Raw genomic sequence first — 16007 nt, forward strand, 5'->3', positions numbered from 1 at the left:
GCACCGGGCGCGTGCAGGGTGATCAGAAGCCGACGGAGATGCCGGCGACCAGAGCGCGCGGGGCGCCCTTGTAGTACTTCGGCGCGCCATAGAAGTCGCCGTCGGCCGGGTCGGCGGAGACCGTCCCCGAGTTCACGCCCGACAGGTAGTGCTTGTCGAAGACGTTGTTGAGGTTGAGCGTCAGGGTGGTTTCCTTCAGCGCGCTGCCCAGGTCCTTGAGGCGGTAGCCCAGGTTGGCGTCGAACACGGTGTAGCCGCCGATCTTCTCGTTGTTCGCCAGGTCGCCGTAGAAGCTGCCGGTGTGGCGACCGAGGAAGTTGGCGTAGAAGGTCTGGTTGTCGTAGCCGATGCCGGCGCTGAACAGGTTGCGCGGGGTGTCGTAGAGCTGGTTGCCCTGGGTGTCGAGGCTGGCGCCGCCGGCGCTGTAGTCGTCGTCCTGGGTCGAGCGCAGGTAGGTCCAGGAGGCGAAGTAGTTGAAGTTCGCCGGCAGCAGGCCGTTGAGCGACAGCTCCAGGCCCTTGGTGGTGACGTCGCCGGCGTTGAAGTAGGAGGTGACGCCGGAGACTTCCTCGAACGCCGCCTGGCGATCCTTGAACTTGTCGTAGAACAGTGCGGCGCTGAGCAGTACGTCGTCGGTGCTGTAGCGCCAGCCGATCTCCTGGTTCCAGGTGACTTCCGGTTTCTGCTTGTCGCCGCCGTTAGCCTGGCCGTACACCGCCGCCACCGCCGGGGTGCGCATGTTCGAGGTGGTGTTGTAGTAGAGCTGCTGCTGCGGGTCGAGCTGGTAGCTCAGGCTCAGGCTGGGCAGGAAGCGGTTGTAGTCGGCGCTGTCGCTGAAGCCGCTGAGGCGGTTGTCGCCCTTGTTCTGCGTGTGTTGCCAGGCCAGGCCGCCGGTGAGGACGAGCTGCGAGGTGATGTCCCAGGTGTCCTGCACCCAGAGCTTCTGCGTGGTGATCTCGTTGCGCTGGTCGGTGAAGTAGATGGCATTGCCATTGCCGTCACGCAGCTTGTGGCTGCCGTCGATGCCGGCGGGTTTGCCGTTACCCTTGATCTCGACCACCGGGAACTGGTTGCGCGCGTGGGTGTAGTCGGTCCACAGGCCCAGTTGCAGGGTGTGATCGTCGTTGACCAGGAAGTCCAGGGTGTTGGTGGAGCCGATGCGGTACTGCGTCGGGTAGACGCTCAGCGCGCCGGTCACCAGGGGATCGATGCGGTCGCCGTCGCCGTTGAGATCGGCGTTGACCTTGTTCTCATTGACCGGCACCACAGCCACGGCGGCGGTGCCGTCGGTGACGCGGACGAAGTACGGGTCGACCTTCAGCTGGACCTTGTCGGAGAGGTTGAACAGGCCATTGAGCGCATACGTCTGGATCTTGAAGTCCGCGCGCGAGGCCGCCGCGCTCTGGCCCGGCACGGTGACGTCGGGCACGCCGTTGGTGCCGTTGCCCTTGGTGGGGTAGATGTCGCGCGGGTAGCCCTGGTCGTACTTGTTGGCGCGGTACTCGGCGAGCGTCGGGTGGTTGTAGCTGTTGGTGCGCATCAGGAAGCTGGAGAAGATGCCGTTGATGCGGTTGCCGTCCCACTCGTACTGCAGGTTGCCTTCGTAACGGTTGGAGGACAGCTCGCCGCCGCTGTTGTCCCACAGGTCGGCGGTGGTGCGCGAGGCCGAGAGCCAGGCGGAGAAGCCGTTCACCTCGCCGGTATTGACCCGCGCGAAGGTGCGGAACAGGCTGTCGCTGCCGACGTTCTGCTTCACCAGCAAACCGCTTTCCCTGGTCGGCGCGACGGACTTGATCAGCACGCTGCCGCCACTGGCGGTAAGGGTCGGGGCGTTGATCGAGGAGGAGCCGTAAAGCACCGACACCGACTCGTAGTTTTCCGGGTCGCCCATGAAATCGGCGTGGGGCGTGAGGAACTGCGGGTCGTTGAGCGGGATGCCGTCGCGGACGAAACCGATCTGGTCCTGGGAGAAGCCGCGGATGTTCAATCCGCCTTCGGTGATGCCGCTGTTGTCACCGCCGCTGACGTGCACGCCGGGCAGGTATTTGAGGGCGCCGGTGACGGCGCTGTCGAGGCCGACGAACTTTTCCAGCTGGGATTTGGTGAGGGTGCCCTTGGAGACTGGGGCGACTTCCTTGCGGGCATCGCCGACCTGGGTTTCCTGGCTTTGTCCCTGGACGGTCACGGTACTCAATGTGACGCCTTCCGGGGATTTCGAATTATCGGAAAGTGCAACTTCCGCGTTTAATAAAAGAGCGCTGGATAATGTTATGGCCAGCGGTTTGAAACGGAAATCTCTTGCATGCTTCATGGCGGTCGCTCGGGGATTTAAATACGTTGTGAGCAATCTTGAGCAAGCTCTGTGCCATGCGTTTTAGAGGGGTTCAAGCCAGTTTCTGGGTGTTTTTCTGCTGTTGCTGCAGCAACTGCGTATAACGTGGTGCTGGAGCAACTACTTGTTATGAACAGTTGTTCCTGGAAGTTTTCGACAAAACAATAAGGCCCCGATAACGGGGCCTTATTGTTTGGAGTGGCTTCAGGAATATCAGGGCTGGCTGGCGACGGTTTTTGCCTGCTCTTTCCAGAATCCCTCGAGCTGCTGATTCTTCAAACCCTGCTCGACGAACTTCGGTTCCAGCAGGTCATCCACCTTCACCTCGTTGCGGATCAGTTTTGCCTTGAGGCTATAGGCGATGCCGTCGGTGTAATGCTGGCGCAAGGCGTCGTCGTACAGTGGCGAGAAATGCGCGGGCCAGGGTTCGCCGGAGACCTCGCGCTGCAGCACGCTCAGCGGCACGCCGGAGCGCGACTGCGCTTCCTGGTAGGCCGCCTGGTTGGCGTCCTGGGAGACCCACCAGGCAGCTTTCAGGTAGGCGTCCACCACCAGTTGGGTGAGGTCGGGATGATCCTTGACGAAGTCCCGTGCGCCCCAGACTTCGGCGCGCATCTTCCAGTCGGCCGGGGCCTCCTTGCTCGACCAGATGATGTGGCCGACCTGCTTGTCTTCCAGCAGGAAGGCATCGCTGAGGGTGAAGAAGGCATCCACCCGCCCGGCGCTCAGCGCGGCGGCGCCAGCCTGCGGGTTGAGGTTGAAGATGCGGAAGTCCTCGAAGCCCAGGTGGTTGGCCTCCAGCAGCTTGGCGAACGACAGCTCCCACGGCCGGCCCCGGTGCAGGGCGATGCGCTTGCCTTTGAGGTCGGCGATGGATTTCGCGGTGGAGCCCGGCGGCACCACGAGGTAGACGTTGTTGCCGATGCCGCCGGGGACGATCAGTTGGGTCCGTACGCCCGAGGCGTTGGCGATGATCGACGGCAGGTCGCCATAGAAGGCGAAGTCGATGCGCTTGTTGGCAAACTCTTCGTTGACGAAGGTACCCACCGAGCCGGTGGTCGCGGGCACCCACTCGAGCTTGATGTTGCGCTGGGCCAGTTGCTGTTCCAGCCACTTGTCGCGGTCGATGACGGCGGCCGGGCCGTTGAAGGTGATTTGCCCGGCGTTGGCGTAGGCCACGGTGGCGATGCGCAGGGTAGTGGGCTGCTCGACGGCCAGGGCGTAGCCTGCGAGCAGCACGGTGGCGGCCGGCAGCAGCCGGCGCAGCGCGCGATGCAGAAGGTTCATGGTCTTGTCCTCACTCAGAAGTCGGTGGTGACCGAGACGCCAAAGGTGCGCGGATCACCGAACATGACTGCGGCGGTCTGGTAGCCGGTGGGCAGGGTGTGGTTGCGGTACTCCTTGTCGGTGAGGTTGTTCACGTAGGCGGTGACGCGGGTGGTCTCGCCTGGCAGTTCGTAGGTCACCCGCGCGTTGCCCAGGGTGTAGCCACCGGTGCGCATGTTCTGGCTCTGGTCGTTGGTGAAGAAGTACTGGCGGCTGCGGGTGTTCCAGTCGGTGCCCAGTACCACCGCGCCGCCGACGTTGAGCGGGATGCGGTAGTCGGCGCCGATGACTGCAGAAACGTTCGGTGCGCGGACGAAGTGGTTGCCGGAGTAATCGTTCGGGCCGGAGGTGTAGTCGGTGAACTCGGTGTGCAGCAGGCCCAGGCCGAAGTTGACGTGCAGGTTCTGCACCGGGATGGCTTCGAGCTCGAACTCGGCGCCGTAGGCCTCGCCCTGGGCGCCGTTGGCCAGGCGCGAGACGGTCTGGTTGTTCACCGCGGTGACGATGTTGAGCTGGATGTCCTTGTAGTCGTAGTAGAAGACGCTGGCGTTGGCGTTGAGGCGGCCGTCGAACCATTCCGACTTCAAGCCCAGCTCGTAGGAGGTGAGGTATTCCGGATCGACCTTGGCCACGGTGGCCTGGCTGGTGACGCCAGCGTTGTAGCCGCCGGAACGGAAGCCACGGGCATAGCGGAAGTAGGCGCGGGCGTTGTCGGAGATCCGGTATTCCGGCGTCAGGTCCCAGCTGTAGTCGCTCCAGGTGTTGCTCTCGTCCTGGGTGGCGTTGACGATCAGCGGCGAGTCGACGTTGCCCGGCTGCCACCAGTGGCCATCGCCGAAGCTCGCCGCGCCGCGGTTGACCAGGCGCTCGAGGTCGATGTCCTTGGTTTCACGGGTCCAGCGCAGGCCGGCGGTGAGGCTGAAGTCGTCGGTGAAGTTGTAGGTGGTGCTGCCGAAGATGGCGTAGCTCTCGGTCTTCTGGTCGTAGCTGACGTTGTTGTAGTAACTGGGCACGTAGACGTTGGGCAGCGCCGCGTTGGCGTTCTTCGACTCCAGGTCCTCGTTGAAGTAGTGGAAGCCCAGCACCCAGTTCAGCCGGTCGCTGCGCGGCGAGGCCAGGCGCAGTTCCTGTGACCATTGCTGGCTGTCGGCATAGCTGTAGCTGCGTTGCAGTTCCAGCGGGGTGTTGTCGCTGTCGGTCCAGCCGTCGCGGGTGAAGTGTTCGAAGGCGGTGATGGAGGTCAGCTCCAGCTCGCCCAGCTGCCAGACGAGATTGAGGTTGCTGCCGGCCTGGTCGATTTCGGCCTGGTACTTGGCGTTGAAGTTGGCCTTGCCCAGTTTCGGGTCGATGGAGTAGCCGAACTGGTTGGTGCCGTCCGGACGGGTGCCGTAGCTCACGGTGTTGTAGCTGGCGGTGTCGTGGTAGTGGCGGGCGTGGACGTTGAGGTTGGCGTCCAGGTTGTCATTGACCCGCGCGGCCAGTTGCAGGCGCACGGCGTCGTCTTCCAGCGCACCCTGGTCGTTGCCGTCGTTCTTGTTCTCGGTGTAGCCGTCGCGGCCCTGGTGGTGGAAGGACACGCGCCCTGCGAGCTTGTCATCCACCAGCGCATCGCTCACCGCACCTTCGACAATGCGGTTGGCGTAATTGCCCATGTCGACCTTGAAGTAGCCCTCGGGGCTGAAGGTCGGCTTGCGCGAGATGAAGTTGATCGCGCCGCCGGTGGTGTTCTTGCCCCACAGCGTGCCCTGCGGGCCGCGCAGCACTTCCACGCGTTCCTGGTCGAACAGCGGGAAACCGGTGGCGCTGATGTTGGCGATGTAGACGTCGTCGACGTAGATGCCGATCGGACTCACCGTGTTAGCGCCCTGGTCGCCGGTGCCCAGGCCGCGAATCCACCAGCGCGGGCGGCCGTGGCCGTCGGTGGTGCCGGCGGAGGCGTTGGGGGTATAGCGGGTGACTTCGTTGGCCGATTGCAGCGACGAATCGCGGATCTTTTCGCCGCTCAGCACGGTGATCGGCGCCGGCACTTCCTGTACCGACTCCTCGCGTTTCTGTGCAGTCACCACCACCTTGCCGAGGGTCGTTGCGGCGCCGCTGTCTTCTTTGTTCTGCGTATCGCCGTCGGCAGCCTGCACGGTGATGCTGGCGAGGCTCGCCAGGATGGCGAGGGAAAGGGTATTGCGTTTGAACATGGTGTCCCCAGGAGGGCGGCGAAAGGACGGCTGGCTCTGTGGTGCTCGGTCGTCGCCGCAAGGCATGAAGCTGTTATTGCGTTGCTCTTGTGCTGGCTCACGCGTGATGAAGGCCGGAAGGCTGCTGGGGACATCGCAACATCCGTACCGCTTTCTGATTGAATATTAAGGTACTGATATATAAGTATTTTTATAGATCGTTGCGGCGGCTGTGCTGCTGTGGCAGCAGTGCATGCTGGGCCGCCGCTGCCTGGGCAACAGCGAGTCAGCAGGCGCTTGAGGCTTTCGTCGAACGATATCGGGAACGCCATTTGCAGCTGATAAGCTGGTCTCTCGAAAGCCCTGGAGTTGGCAATGAACACGCATTTGCCGGAGCAGCCTCTGCAACGCTTCCCGCGTAACCAGCTGGGGCGCGATTTCGTGGTGGGGGATGTGCACGGCCATTTCGAACTGCTGCAGCGTTTGCTCGACCGGGTCGGATTCGATCCATCCGCCGACCGCCTGTTTGCCGCCGGCGACCTGGTGGACCGCGGTCCCTATTCGCCGCAGGTGCTCGACTGGCTGGCCAAGCCCTGGTTCGCCTCGGTACGCGGCAACCACGAACAACTGGTGATCGACGTGGTGCTGGCTGGCGAGGACCGCGACCTGCATTTCCGTAACGGTGGCGCCTGGCTGTACAAGCTCACGCCGGTGACCCGTGAGCGCATCGCCCGGCGTCTGTTGCAATTGCCACTGGTGATCGAGGTCGAGCTGGACGAAGGCCAGCGTATCGGCATTGTCCACGCGGAGGCGCCGGTTTCGCCGGCCTTCCCGGATTGGAGCAGCGGCGTTGCCGCGCTGGCCGGCGAACTGGGCGACAGCGCCCGGCGCAACGCCGTTGGCCTGGCAATGTGGGCGCGTACGCGGATCGAGAAAGAGGACGCGACTGCCATCGCCGGGCTGGAGCGCCTGTACGTCGGCCATACCGCGCAAAGTGCCGTGCGCTCGCTGGGCAACACCCACTACATCGACACGGGCAGCGGCTATACCGACGGGTGCCTGAGCATCGTCGACATGCGCAGTGGTGACGTGGAAACGGCGGCCGCACGCTGAGCGACCGCCGGGCGATCACTCGCCGCGGATGTACTGTTCCAGTTGCTGGATCAGCTCGGCCTGTTCCGCGATGGCGGCCTTCACCAGGTCGCCGATGGACAGCAGCCCGAGCAGTTCGCCGTTCTCGACCACCGGCAGGTGGCGCAGGTGGCGCTCGGTCATGATGCCCATGCACTTGTCGACGTTCAGGTGGGTGTCCACGGTGATCACCGGCGCGGTCATTACTGCGCTGATCGGCGTGTCTTCCGAGTTGCGCCCCTTGAGTGCCAGGCGGCGGGCGTAGTCGCGCTCGCTGAAGAAGCCGACCAGCTGGTTGGCCTCCACCACCGGCAGGCCGCCGAGGTTCTTCTCCGCCATCAGGCGCAACGCGTCGACCACCATCGCGTCCGGGGCGATGGTGTAAACCTGCTGGTCCGCCTTGGCGTTCAACAGCTGAGCCACAGTCTTCATTCCTACCCCCTGTTCGTCGTTCACGGCGCGATGCCCGTGGTTCATAGAGAATCGTGGACGAATCGCGATCCGGCAAGGCCGCAAAGCGGCGTCCGCCGTCACGACAGCGTCATCCGCCCGCGACGCGACTTATACTGTGATTCCCTTCCCCGTTTCCCCCCACGAAAGACCGGCCATGACTGACGACGATCTCGACCTCCACGAGCCCGAACACGACCATCTTCTGGACCTCGACGACGACCTCGACGGCCTGCTGGAGGAGGACGCGGCGTTCTTCGAGGATCAGCCCGACGATCATGAGGACGGCGACGAGGAAGCGGACGAGTATCAGTCGGGCCTGGATGACGAGGACTGGTAGAGGACCGACCTCCGGACGATATCCGGGCGTCATGATTGGCTGGCAGAATGCCGGCCAGACAATAAAGAGAAAGCACCATGCGCTACGTCACGCTCGCCCTGGCCGTCTCCCTGCTTTGCGGATGTTCCTCGGACGTCCGCCGGGATGACCGCACCGCGCCCATCTCCCTCTATCGAGACACCCGCCATGTGATGGTGGTGAATTTCCAGCCCGACGCCACGGTAGCGGCCAACCCGCGCTGGGGAGCGCTGAAAGCCAGTTGGCGCGAGGCGCTGCGTGACGAGGCGGATTCGGCGGACTACCAGCTCACCGAGCAGGATGGCGAACCGCGCGCCACCGATACCCTGTCCACCCTGGTGGTGATCGAAGTGGGCGCCGGTCATAGCGCCAACAACCGCACGAGCAGCGACGGTGAGGAGTGGATCACCTCCACCGTGCGTTATCACGATGGCCTGACCGGCCAGTTGCTCGCCTCGCGGCGCTACGAAAGCGAAGCCGATGGTGATCTGTTCCGTTCCATGAGTTCGTCCGAAGTCGGCGCCGTGTCCGAGCAGATAGTCGAAGAGATCACCGGAGCCCTGCTGGTCGCCCGCCCGTCGCGCAGCCTGCCTGCCCGCACGCCGGCGCAGCCGCCGGAGGCCGTGCCGCAGCCGGTTTCGCCCACCGCGGCGGAAACGGTCGCCCATGTCTCCCAGCCATTGACCAAGGAGCAGCGCCTGATGGAGCTGCAGCGGCGCAACCTGCCATACGAGGAATACCGCGACGAATATCAGCGGATCATGGGGCGCTGAGCGCCCCTGCACCGTCGCGCGAACATTCGGGGTTGCTAGAACCAGCCGCTGTTCGACAGTTCCTGTTCACAGCTCTTGTACTGGGCGCCGTATAGCGAGGCGCGAGCCTGGACCTTCTGTGACGTCGCCTTCAGCCATGGCTTGGCATCGTAGCTGCGTTGCCGATAGCCGCCCCAACCCTCGTGGTAGTTCAGGTACTGGGCATAGGCGTCCCACTTGGAGACCCGGTTCACGCTGTAGGTCTTGTTCATGTACCAGCCCATGAAGTCCAGCGCATCGGCGAAGTCGTCGCGGTCGGCGCCCCAGCCTCCCGCTTCCTTCTTGTAGTCCGCCCAGGTCTCGTCCTTGGCCTGGGCGTAGCCGTAGGCGGAACTGACCCGGCCCCAGGGAATGAAGCCGAGGAAGTAATAGCGCGGTGGCAGGGCGTCGTGCCTGAAGGAAGACTCCTGGTACATCATCGCCATCGGCACCTGGATCGTCCCGCCCCAGCGCTTCTGCACCTTCAGCGCCGCTTCGTGCCATTTCGGCTTTTCGCGAAAGATCTCGCAGAGGTTCTCGGGGTGCGCCGGAGGTTGGGTGGCGCACCCGGAAAGGGCCAGGAGGAGGGCTGGCAGCAGAAGCCGGAGCATGGGGCGGTTTGTCCTTTTCGCGCGCGATGGCGCAAGGCTTATACAACCTTGGGTGGCGAAGAGGAATCGTCGGGCGCCGAGGATAACCCTCGCCTCCGGGCCTGCCGGGATGCCCGGTTCGCACAGTGGGGCGCCGGCAAGCGGCGCAAGGCTTTACAGGCAGAAACGAAAAAGCCCGCTAAGAGCGGGCCTTTCAGGCGGTTTCGCAGATTGCCGGAGGCAACTCGAAACAAGGCAGATGGCGCACCAGGCGGGATTCGAACCCACGACCCCTGCCTTCGGAGGGCAGTACTCTATCCAGCTGAGCTACTGGTGCGTATGCCGCGGCTGGCGCGGCAGGCGGCAATCATACGCATCTCCTTCGCGGGCGTCCAATGCGGGTACGCTCGTTCATGATATCGAACGAAAACAGCCGCTTGTCGGTAGAGGTACCTCGAAAACCCGCTTCAATCTGATACCTTCGTTGGTTTTGTCGAACGAGCTATTGCCCTTTGCAGTCGGGGGCCCTAGGATTCGTTTGAGATTTCAAACGCCTCCCCATCACAACAACAGGAGACCGGAGCATTGGCATCACACCAGCCGGCCATCAGCCTGCGGGATGACAGTCTTCCGTTGCACCCACCGCATGTCCCTTGTGGCAGGTCTCCGTGCGGCTTCCGTCGATCAGCGTACCGGAAGGTTGTAGGGCAGTCGTACTCCTGGGCCGAGCCTGGGAACCTGTGCGTGAACGAGTTCAACCAGACCGGGCAATGACCCCGGCCTGCGTTTTTTCGTGTCCGCATGCCGAGCGAACTAAGAGCCGTTCGCCTGGCGTCGCCCCGTTCGCAGGGCGACATTCGCATCTGGCGGCGATAATGCTCGGCCGGGGCGAATGAACGGCAGAGACTGCGGTCTCTCCTATCCAGACAACAAGGCAGGCGGGACTCCAGGTAGACCCGCCGTCCACAGGCTTTCCTCGAAAGGAGACAGGTCATGCAACTCAATGATCCCAAGCTGTTCCGCCAACAGGCTTACATTGACGGTTCCTGGGTCGATGCCGACAACGGCAAGACCATCAGCGTGAACAACCCGGCCACCAACGAGATCATCGGCACCGTGCCGAAGATGGGTGCCGACGAAACCCGTCGCGCCATCGAAGCCGCCGACAAGGCCCTGCCGGCCTGGCGTGCGCTGACCGCCAAGGAGCGCGCCAACAAGCTGCGCAAGTGGTTCGACCTGATGATCGCCAACCAGGACGACCTGGCTCGCCTGATGACCATCGAGCAGGGCAAGCCGCTGGCTGAAGCCAAGGGCGAAATCGCCTACGCCGCCTCCTTCCTCGAGTGGTTCGGCGAAGAAGCCAAGCGCATCTACGGCGACACCATTCCGGGTCACCAGCCCGACAAACGCATCATCGTGATCAAGCAGCCGATCGGCGTGACCGCGGCTATCACCCCGTGGAACTTCCCGTCCGCGATGATCACCCGTAAAGCCGGCCCGGCCCTGGCCGCTGGCTGCACCATGGTACTCAAGCCTGCTTCGCAGACTCCGTACTCCGCCCTGGCCCTGGCCGAGCTGGCCGAGCGCGCCGGCATTCCGAAAGGCGTGTTCAGCGTGGTTACCGGCAGCGCCGGCGAAGTCGGCGGCGAGCTGACCAGCAACCCGATCGTGCGCAAGCTGACCTTCACCGGTTCCACCGAGATCGGCCGCCAGCTGATGGCCGAATGCGCCAAGGACATCAAGAAAGTGTCCCTGGAGCTGGGCGGCAACGCTCCGTTCATCGTGTTCGACGATGCCGACCTGGACGCCGCCGTCGAAGGCGCGCTGATCTCCAAGTACCGCAACAACGGCCAGACCTGCGTCTGCGCCAACCGCCTGTACGTACAGGACGGCGTGTACGACGCCTTCGTCGAGAAGCTGAAGGTCGCCGTGGCCAAGCTGAACATCGGCAACGGCCTGGAGCAGGGCGTCACCACCGGCCCGCTGATCGACTCCAAGGCTGTTGCCAAGGTCGAAGAGCACATCGCCGACGCCGTTTCCAAGGGCGCCAAAGTCCTCACTGGCGGCAAGCCGCACAGCCTGGGCGGCACCTTCTTCGAGCCGACCATCCTGGTCGACGTACCGAAGTCCGCTCTGGTCTCCAAGGACGAAACCTTCGGCCCGCTGGCGCCGGTGTTCCGCTTCAAGGACGAGGCAGAAGTCATCGCCATGTCCAACGACACCGAGTTCGGCCTGGCTTCGTACTTCTACGCCCGCGACCTGGCCCGCGTGTTCCGCGTTGCCGAGCAGCTGGAATACGGCATGGTGGGTATCAACACCGGCCTGATCTCCAACGAAGTGGCGCCGTTCGGCGGCATCAAGGCCTCCGGCCTGGGTCGCGAAGGTTCGAAGTACGGCATCGAGGACTACCTCGAAGTCAAATACCTCTGCCTCGGCGGTATCTGATCCGTTTTTTCCGTGGGCGCGAGGTGGCAGGCAAGAGCTGACAGCCACCTTCGCGTCGGCGTTTTCCGGTGGTAGCACCGGACAACCCGTCTGGCGGGCCGCAAGTTCCACGACAGTCGATCATCGTATGCTGTCGCGTGAGGCTTCTCCCCCGCTTTCATCCTTTGATCCGGTCGCCCGATGAGCGGCCACTGAGGAAGCTATGAGCAAAACCAACGAATCCCTGCTGCAACGTCGTCAGGCCGCCGTACCGCGTGGTGTAGGCCAGATCCACCCGGTCGTCGCCGAGCGCGCCGAGAACTCCACCGTGTGGGACGTCGAAGGTCGTGAATACATCGACTTCGCCGGCGGCATTGCCGTACTGAACACCGGTCACCTGCACCCGAAAGTGATCGCTGCCGTTCAGGAGCAACTGACCAAGCTGTCCCACACCTGCTTCCAGGTGCTGGCGTACGAGCCCTACATCGAGCTGGCTGAAGAAATCGCCAAGCGCGTTCCGGGCAACTTCCCGAAGAAGACCCTGCTGGTCACCTCCGGCTCCGAAGCCGTTGAGAACGCCGTCAAGATCGCCCGTGCCGCCACCGGCCGCGCTGGCGTGATCGCCTTCACCGGTGCCTACCACGGCCGTACCATGATGACCCTGGGCCTGACCGGCAAGGTCGTTCCGTACTCCGCGGGCATGGGCCTGATGCCGGGCGGCATCTTCCGCGCCCTGGCTCCGTGCGAACTGCACGGCGTGAGCGAAGACGAGTCGATCGCCAGCATCGAGCGCATCTTCAAGAACGACGCTCAGCCGCGCGACATCGCTGCCATCATCATCGAGCCGGTTCAGGGCGAGGGTGGCTTCTACGTCAACTCCAAGGCCTTCATGCAGCGCCTGCGCGCCCTGTGCGACGAGCACGGCATCCTGCTGATCGCTGACGAAGTGCAGACCGGCGCTGGCCGTACCGGCACCTTCTTCGCCACCGAGCAACTGGGCATCGTCCCGGACCTGACCACCTTCGCCAAATCCGTTGGCGGCGGCTTCCCGATCTCCGGCGTTGCTGGCAAGGCCGAGATCATGGACGCCATCGCTCCGGGCGGCCTGGGCGGCACCTACGCCGGTAGCCCGATCGCTTGCGCCGCGGCCCTGGCCGTGCTGAAAGTGTTCGACGAAGAGAAGCTGCTGGACCGTTCGCAAGCCGTTGGCGAGCGCCTGAAGACTGGCCTGCGCGACATCCAGGCCAAGCACAAGGTGATCGGCGACGTTCGTGGCCTGGGTTCGATGATCGCCATCGAGCTGTTCGAAGGCGGCGATCACAACAAGCCGGCCGCTGAACTGGTCAGCAAGATCGTGGTTCGTGCCCGTGAGAAAGGTCTGATCCTGCTCTCCTGCGGTACCTACTACAACGTGATCCGCTTCCTGATGCCCGTCACCATCCCGGACGCGCAGCTGGACAAAGGCCTGGCCATCCTGGCCGAGTGCTTCGACGAACTGGCCTGAGCTTCATCGCCCTAGCCGTTCAGGAGAAAGGCCCGCGCAAGCGGGCCTTTCTTTTTGTGCGCTTTTTTTTGTGAGAATTGTCCTCCGAAGTTGATGGCGCGCATGGGAAGCCTGAGGGCTTTGGACTACGCTGCGCAGTATCCGTAGGCCGCTGGCCGGCGGCATCCGAAGGACCGGGCACTCGGCAGGGAAGGCTCTGGATCGGTTGTTTCCGCCCGCGACGGCATTCGTCCCGAATGAGGTGTGATCCATGAGCGTTTCTCCCGGCGTGCTGGTGGCTGCCAGCGATCCCTGGAGCCGCGAGCTGCTTGGCCAGCTGGTGCTGAGCGTACGCTGCGACGCGAGCGTCGAATTCTGCGAAGACGGCGATACCGCCATCGAGGCCTGTCGCCGTCATCCCTTTGCCCTGATCCTGGCCGAGCGCGAGCTGCCCGGCAGCGACGGCCTGGAGTTGCTGCGCCATGTGCGCATGCGCCGTCGCGGGCCGGTTGCCCAGCCTTTCATCCTGATCAGCTCCAAGGCCGATGCCGCCAGCGTGCGTGCTGCCTTGCCGTTGGCGCCTACGGCCTACCTGGTCAAACCTTTCAACGCCGAGAACCTGCGCGAGCGGCTGCGCTCGCTGCTGCTGGCGCCGGGCGAGAATGTCGTCTGCGAGCTGCCCACGCTGGAGCAGAGCCTGTCGCTGGAGCGCTTCCTGCAAACCGAACGCGACGCCACCGAGGGCGCTCCGCTGATGGGCGAGGTCGGTGCAGCGGTGAATCGCTGCATGGAAGCCAGTGACATCAACCTGGAAATGCTCGAACAGGAGTTCGGCCATGATCCGCAGATCACCGCGTGCCTGATCTCTGCCGCCAACAGCGCTGCACGGCATGTCGGAATGCCCTGCCAGACGCTGATGCAGGCACTGTCGCGCCTGGGTGTGGCGCAGGCGTTGAACCTGATGCTGGCGGTCGCGTTGCAGCGCGCCGCGACACTGGCCGACCCGTTGCTGAAAGAGCGCGCCGAGCGCTTCTGGGAGTTGTCGCGGCACACTGCCGATGGCGCCTTCGCCCTGGCCGAGTCCCTGGGGGCCGATGCCGACCGCTGCTTCACCGCCGGGCTGTTGCATTGCCTGGGGGACCTCGCGCTGCTGCGCAGCCTGCAGGATTGGCACAGCGCCGGTGGCGCGCTGAGCGAGGCGGAGGTGGAGAAGTCTCTGAAGGAGCACGGCGCGAGCTTTGGCTCCGCCCTGCGCACCCGCTGGCGCCTGCCATTGGAACTGCGCAACCTGATCGCCGCGGCCTACGCCATCGACAACGGCGTGTTCAGCCGCGAGGCGCTGATCGTCAACCTGGCTTCCAGCGCAGCGCGCTTGCCAGAGGATGAATTGCCGACGCTGACCGAACACAAGGCGGCGCGGATGTTGCGGCTGACGCCGGCGCAGCTGGGCTTTCTAGGCAGAAGCTGAAACGAAAAAGGCCGCGTCGATTGACGCGGCCTTTGCTTCTGGCGAGTAGCGCGATCAGCGCGAAGCCAGCAGTTCCTTGCCGCGCACGACAGCGGCGCGGACCTGGTTCGGCGCGGTGCCGCCGATGTGATCGCGGGCATTCACCGAACCTTCCAGGGTCAGCACGGCGAACACGTCGTCGTCGATCTGGTCACTGAACTGGCGCAGCTCGTCCAGGCTCATCTCGGCGAGGTCCTTGCCGCTGTCCACGCCGTATTTCACGGCGTGGCCGACGATCTCGTGGCAGTCACGGAACGGCAGGCCGCGGCGTACCAGGTAGTCGGCGAGGTCGGTGGCGGTGGAGAAGCCACGGCGGGCCGCTTCACGCATGATCTCGCGCTTGGGCTTGATCGCCGGAACCATGTCGGCGAAGGCGCGCAGGCTGTCGCGCAGGGTGTCGGCAGCGTCGAACAGCGGCTCCTTGTCTTCCTGGTTGTCCTTGTTGTACGCCAGCGGCTGGCCCTTCATCAGGGTCAGCAGGCCGGCGAGGTGGCCGAACACGCGGCCGGATTTGCCGCGCACCAGCTCCGGTACGTCCGGGTTCTTCTTCTGCGGCATGATCGAGGAGCCGGTGCAGAAGCGGTCGGGCAGGTCGATGAACTGGAACTGGGCACTGGTCCAGAGCACCAGTTCTTCGGAGAAGCGCGACAGGTGCATCATCGCCACAGCAGCGGCGGCGCAGAACTCGATGGCGAAGTCACGGTCGGACACGCCGTCCAGCGAGTTGCCGGAGATCGCTTCGAATCCCAGCAGTTCGCAGGTGATGGTCCGGTCGATCGGGTAGGTGGTGCCGGCCAGCGCGGCGCTGCCCAGGGGCATGCGGTTGGCGCGCTTGCGGCAGTCAACCAGGCGCTCGTAGTCGCGGCTGAGCATTTCGAACCAGGCCAGCAGGTGGTGGCCAAAGGTCACCGGCTGCGCGGTCTGCAGGTGGGTGAAGCCGGGCATGATGGTGTCCGCTTCGGCGTCTGCAAGGCCCAGCAGGCCCTGCTGCAGGCGGGTGATTTCGGCGAGGATCAGGTCGATCTCGTCGCGCAGCCACAGGCGGATGTCGGTGGCCACCTGGTCGTTGCGCGAACGGCCGGTGTGCAGTTTCTTGCCGGTGATGCCGATGCGGTCGGTCAGGCGCGCTTCGATGTTCATGTGCACGTCTTCCAGGTCGACGCGCCAGTCGAAGGTGCCGGCCTCGATTTCGCTCTGGATCTGCTTGAGGCCATCGATGATGGTGTCGCGCTCGGCGTCGGTCAGCACGCCGACCTTGGCCAGCATGGTGGCGTGGGCCATGGAGCCCATGATGTCGTGGCGATAGAGGCGCTTGTCGAAGTCGACGGAAGCGGTGAAGCGGGCGACAAAGGCATCGACGGGTTCGCTGAAGCGGCCGCCCCAGGACTGGTTGGTCTTCTCTACGCTCATGAATCTCTCTCGCTGAAACGGGCAGGCGCGGCGC

General features: G+C 64.1%; 12 protein-coding genes and 1 tRNA gene. 6 read left to right on the forward strand and 7 right to left on the reverse strand.

Annotated features, from left to right (window positions below; translation table 11 throughout):
- Positions 1–22 precede the first annotated feature (22 nt).
- The 3 genes from LDJ84_RS01500 to LDJ84_RS01510 form a co-directional block, all read right to left on the reverse strand.
- The gene (locus LDJ84_RS01500) at positions 23–2185 is read right to left on the reverse strand and encodes a TonB-dependent receptor family protein (RefSeq protein ID WP_226046631.1); all 2163 of its coding nucleotides are present in this window, start codon (positions 2183–2185) and stop codon (positions 23–25) included.
- Between the two features lie 360 nt (positions 2186–2545).
- On the reverse strand, positions 2546–3619 hold the full coding sequence (locus LDJ84_RS01505) for an ABC transporter substrate-binding protein (protein WP_024766382.1): 1074 nt from the start codon (positions 3617–3619) through the stop codon (positions 2546–2548).
- A 14-nt stretch (positions 3620–3633) separates the two neighbouring features.
- Positions 3634–5850, reverse strand: coding sequence for a TonB-dependent receptor (locus LDJ84_RS01510; RefSeq protein WP_024766383.1), 2217 nt, complete (start codon positions 5848–5850; stop codon positions 3634–3636).
- A gap of 354 nt (positions 5851–6204) precedes the next feature.
- Here LDJ84_RS01510 and LDJ84_RS01515 point away from each other — a divergent pair, with 354 nt between their 5' ends.
- Positions 6205–6942, forward strand: a complete 738-nt coding sequence (locus LDJ84_RS01515; protein WP_024766384.1) for a metallophosphoesterase — start codon at positions 6205–6207, stop codon at positions 6940–6942.
- A 15-nt stretch (positions 6943–6957) separates the two neighbouring features.
- On the opposite strand, the gene LDJ84_RS01520 is transcribed toward LDJ84_RS01515, so the two are convergent.
- The gene (locus LDJ84_RS01520; RefSeq protein WP_024766385.1) at positions 6958–7392 is read right to left on the reverse strand and encodes a CBS domain-containing protein; all 435 of its coding nucleotides are present in this window, start codon (positions 7390–7392) and stop codon (positions 6958–6960) included.
- Between the two features lie 175 nt (positions 7393–7567).
- Between LDJ84_RS01520 and LDJ84_RS01525 the strand changes: the two genes are divergently transcribed.
- Together LDJ84_RS01525 and LDJ84_RS01530 are read left to right on the forward strand one after the other, a co-directional pair.
- Positions 7568–7750 carry a hypothetical protein gene (locus tag LDJ84_RS01525; protein ID WP_024766386.1) on the forward strand — a complete coding sequence of 61 codons (183 nt, stop codon included), beginning with the start codon at positions 7568–7570 and terminating at the stop codon, positions 7748–7750.
- Between the two features lie 77 nt (positions 7751–7827).
- Positions 7828–8541 (forward strand): hypothetical protein, encoded by a 714-nt coding sequence (locus LDJ84_RS01530; RefSeq protein ID WP_037014652.1) that lies wholly within the window; start codon positions 7828–7830, stop codon positions 8539–8541.
- A gap of 35 nt (positions 8542–8576) precedes the next feature.
- On the opposite strand, the gene LDJ84_RS01535 is transcribed toward LDJ84_RS01530, so the two are convergent.
- Positions 8577–9170, reverse strand: a complete 594-nt coding sequence (locus LDJ84_RS01535) for a hypothetical protein (protein WP_024766388.1) — start codon at positions 9168–9170, stop codon at positions 8577–8579.
- A 239-nt stretch (positions 9171–9409) separates the two neighbouring features.
- A tRNA-Arg gene (locus tag LDJ84_RS01540) sits at positions 9410–9486 on the reverse strand.
- Between the two features lie 656 nt (positions 9487–10142).
- Between LDJ84_RS01540 and gabD the strand changes: the two genes are divergently transcribed.
- The 3 genes from gabD to LDJ84_RS01555 all read left to right on the forward strand — a co-directional run bounded on the left by gabD (position 10143) and on the right by LDJ84_RS01555 (position 14524).
- On the forward strand, positions 10143–11594 hold the full coding sequence (gene gabD, locus LDJ84_RS01545) for an NADP-dependent succinate-semialdehyde dehydrogenase (protein ID WP_024766389.1): 1452 nt from the start codon (positions 10143–10145) through the stop codon (positions 11592–11594).
- Between the two features lie 202 nt (positions 11595–11796).
- Positions 11797–13077 (forward strand): 4-aminobutyrate--2-oxoglutarate transaminase, encoded by a 1281-nt coding sequence (gene gabT / locus LDJ84_RS01550; protein ID WP_024766390.1) that lies wholly within the window; start codon positions 11797–11799, stop codon positions 13075–13077.
- 250 nt (positions 13078–13327) lie between these two features.
- Positions 13328–14524 (forward strand): HDOD domain-containing protein, encoded by a 1197-nt coding sequence (locus tag LDJ84_RS01555; RefSeq protein ID WP_226045802.1) that lies wholly within the window; start codon positions 13328–13330, stop codon positions 14522–14524.
- 54 nt (positions 14525–14578) lie between these two features.
- On the opposite strand, the gene argH is transcribed toward LDJ84_RS01555, so the two are convergent.
- On the reverse strand, positions 14579–15973 hold the full coding sequence (argH, locus tag LDJ84_RS01560) for an argininosuccinate lyase (RefSeq protein WP_037014656.1): 1395 nt from the start codon (positions 15971–15973) through the stop codon (positions 14579–14581).
- Positions 15974–16007 lie beyond the last annotated feature (34 nt).

The sequence above is a fragment of the Pseudomonas sp. HS-18 genome, assembly GCF_020401845.1.
In the GTDB taxonomy this organism is placed as follows: domain Bacteria; phylum Pseudomonadota; class Gammaproteobacteria; order Pseudomonadales; family Pseudomonadaceae; genus Pseudomonas; species Pseudomonas nitroreducens.

Coding starts and splice junctions, on each gene's coding strand:
- gabD (WP_024766389.1), top strand. CDS start 10,143: ATGCAACTCAATGATCCCAAGCTGTTCCGCCAACAGGCTTACATTGAC.
- LDJ84_RS01530 (WP_037014652.1), top strand. CDS start 7,828: ATGCGCTACGTCACGCTCGCCCTGGCCGTCTCCCTGCTTTGCGGATGT.
- gabT (WP_024766390.1), top strand. CDS start 11,797: ATGAGCAAAACCAACGAATCCCTGCTGCAACGTCGTCAGGCCGCCGTA.
- LDJ84_RS01505 (WP_024766382.1), bottom strand. CDS start 3,619: ATGAACCTTCTGCATCGCGCGCTGCGCCGGCTGCTGCCGGCCGCCACC.
- LDJ84_RS01510 (WP_024766383.1), bottom strand. CDS start 5,850: ATGTTCAAACGCAATACCCTTTCCCTCGCCATCCTGGCGAGCCTCGCC.
- LDJ84_RS01555 (WP_226045802.1), top strand. CDS start 13,328: ATGAGCGTTTCTCCCGGCGTGCTGGTGGCTGCCAGCGATCCCTGGAGC.
- LDJ84_RS01535 (WP_024766388.1), bottom strand. CDS start 9,170: ATGCTCCGGCTTCTGCTGCCAGCCCTCCTCCTGGCCCTTTCCGGGTGC.
- LDJ84_RS01525 (WP_024766386.1), top strand. CDS start 7,568: ATGACTGACGACGATCTCGACCTCCACGAGCCCGAACACGACCATCTT.
- LDJ84_RS01520 (WP_024766385.1), bottom strand. CDS start 7,392: ATGAAGACTGTGGCTCAGCTGTTGAACGCCAAGGCGGACCAGCAGGTT.
- argH (WP_037014656.1), bottom strand. CDS start 15,973: ATGAGCGTAGAGAAGACCAACCAGTCCTGGGGCGGCCGCTTCAGCGAA.
- LDJ84_RS01515 (WP_024766384.1), top strand. CDS start 6,205: ATGAACACGCATTTGCCGGAGCAGCCTCTGCAACGCTTCCCGCGTAAC.